Genomic DNA, 2,647 nt, shown 5'->3' on the forward strand with positions numbered 1-2,647 from the left:
CGCCTGAGAAGTTTTTTACCGAGGAGCAGATCCGGCTGGGGAATAGCTTCATGGATGGATGGGTCAAAATTCTTTCTGAAACTGGCAGGTGTAGATTCTTTCTCTTCTATCCCCCAATATCACCCAAAAATCCCACATACAGTTACATTTTTTGAAAAAGTGAGTTCCTTGTAAAATGAGATTGTTTTTCGTTTGGTACCAGTAGCAGATAGATAGCAGGCACCGCCTATGCCTTGACATCCTCCTCCCCCCTTTGGGGGGGATAAGAGGGGGGGATTGTGGTAAGATAAAATTGTCCAGATAATATCAACCCACAACCCCGGCCCCTGCTTATGAAAAACACCATAGTAAGAAATGATGCATCTGCCAAGCAAAATCTTCATGTCCGCTGCTGCCATTGCTCAAGCAGCCTGACAGTTCGTAATGGAACCTACTCCAGAAACGACCCAAAAAACAATACAGAAATGAGGGTCCAGCGCTATTTATGCAAATCCCCGGAATGCCCGTGGCAAAGCTTTTCTGTTCTGCCTGAGCCGATTTTGCCGGTAATTCGCCATGCATATGAAACCCTGTTCGACTGTTATGCCATGTTTGAAAAAGGGATGAGCCAAGCTTCCATTGCCAGAGGACTGGATCTTAACAGGGGCGTGGTAAAACGGTTAAAAAAAATCTGCTGCAAGTTTATAGCCTGGTTTAACCGGGAGAAAATGATTGCGGATTGGGGCTTGGACCCGGTTAAGGCCTGGCCGGATTTTACCAGGGATTTTTCTCAATATTTCTTCCCTGAACGATGGCTGAAAACGCCATCAACACAACACATACCTTTATATTAACAAAGGGTTATGTTGCCATGGTCCCATTTTAACCCCAATTAAAGGAGGTGGCCATGCCAACCCCTGATTTGGCCGAACTCGCCGTGTGGCGATACGGCATTATCAGCATCCTTCTTCACCGAAACGAAGAAGAAACCCTTGAAGAAGCCTTGCTCCGGCTTGCAGACCGGCAATATAGAAAGCCGGACGGACGTTTTGTATCCTATTCTCCGGAAACCCTGAGGAAGTGGTTTTATCGCTACCGCAATGGTGGTCTCCCCGCTTTGAACGATACCCCCAGAAAGGATACGGGCACCCATGGATCGGTTCCCAAGACCATCTCAGACCGGTTGTTTGAGCTGCGGAGCAAACATCCCAGATGGCCCTTGTCCCGGATGCTGGGCGAGTTGATCCGGGAGAATCTGTGGGATATGAAATCCCCTGCCCGGTCTACCCTTTACCGGTTCTCTCAAACAGCCAATTTGCATCGGGACCCCCACCTGTCCGTCCATATCCCCGCACGACCTTTTGAATATGAGTTTTTCGGTCAATTGTGGATGGCTGACTTTCTTCATGGTCCCAAAATCCGGGAGAAAGGCAATAAACGCAAGACCTATCTGCATGCGATCATAGACGATGCTACACGATACATTGTCCATACCGGTTTTTTTACCAGCGAGAGCACAGAAATCATGATGACCGAACTCATGGCCTCCATCCGAACCCATGGCAAACCGATCAGATTTTATACCGATAACGGTGCCTGTTACGCCAGCAAACATCTCAAATTTGCCTGCGCCAATCTCGGTATCCATCTGATCCATACGCCTCCGGGCAAGCCAAGGGGGCGTGGAAAAGTGGAAAGATTTTTCAGATCGGTCCGGGACCAGTTCCTTGATGGAGAAAATTCGCCGGCCCACACTCTTGAGGGTCTCAACAAGGCCTTCAGGGAATGGGTGTCATCCTATCATAAACGCATCCACAGTTCCCTTGGGGTATCCCCCCTCCAAAAAAGGCTCAGTCACCAAAGTGTTTGCAATCCGCTTCCCGAAGCCGTGGAAATAGAACCCCTGTTCAGGATGAAACGCCGGTGCAAGGTTTATCTGAACAATACTGTCAGGCTGAAAAGACGTAGCTATGAGGTGATAGATGCTCTTCCGGGACAACGGGTGGATGTCTGGTTCATGCCCTGGAACCTTGATATGGTCTGGTACGGGCCTGAGATGAAACCGGCCAAACCTGTCGATCTGAACCAAAATGCCCACAGAAGAAGGAGATAGCCATGCAGCATAAAAAATCGAATACAGACGAAATTCTGCCCATGAACGATTTCTTTGGATGGAAACGTCACCCTTTTGCCGATACCTATGTTCAACGTCAACGCTGGCTGCCAGAAGGGGACACACGGAAGTTGGGAACCATCAAACGGTTGCTTCACCATGGAAAAAGTTGTGCCTTATGCGGGCCTTCCGGGGTGGGCAAAACAACGCTCATCCATGCATTAATCGCAGAGCTTGATAAGAACGTTTATCTGCCGGTCATGCTGCCTTATGCAGGACACCCGAGAAACGGCCTGACGCGAGTTCTGGCTCAGGCGCTTGGTGTTGATGTAAAAGGCCGGGGCATGCCTTTGATCTCACGCATCCAACAGCACATCGAAACCCTATCCGGCAACGGCAATCCCCGGTATCCTGTCCTGATTATTGATGATGCCCAACGTGTTGAAGCCGACTCTTTGTGGGATCTTTGTTCTCTTTTGTTTCAGACAAACAGGCAGATGGTCGCCGCATCACTGATTCTTGCGGGTGACGACAATCTTGCCAAACAGCTCGAGC

The 2,647-nt window shown here is 49.3% G+C and carries 3 protein-coding genes; all 3 read left to right on the forward strand.

Annotated features, from left to right (window positions below; all coding sequences use genetic code 11):
• Positions 1–332 precede the first annotated feature (332 nt).
• A complete protein-coding gene (locus AB7U36_RS22115) occupies positions 333–833 on the forward strand; it encodes a transposase (protein ID WP_428161764.1) in 501 nt (166 codons plus the stop codon).
• A gap of 53 nt (positions 834–886) precedes the next feature.
• Positions 887–2,092: a DDE-type integrase/transposase/recombinase gene (locus AB7U36_RS22120; RefSeq protein ID WP_428161765.1), complete on the forward strand. Its 1,206-nt coding sequence runs from the start codon at positions 887–889 to the stop codon at positions 2,090–2,092.
• 2 nt (positions 2,093–2,094) lie between these two features.
• The coding region (locus AB7U36_RS22125; protein ID WP_428161766.1) for an AAA family ATPase at positions 2,095–2,647 on the forward strand (553 nt) is incomplete at its 3' end.

Source organism: Desulfobacter sp., from assembly GCF_050177295.1.

Coding starts and splice junctions, on each gene's coding strand:
- AB7U36_RS22120 (WP_428161765.1), top strand. CDS start 887: ATGCCAACCCCTGATTTGGCCGAACTCGCCGTGTGGCGATACGGCATT.
- AB7U36_RS22115 (WP_428161764.1), top strand. CDS start 333: ATGAAAAACACCATAGTAAGAAATGATGCATCTGCCAAGCAAAATCTT.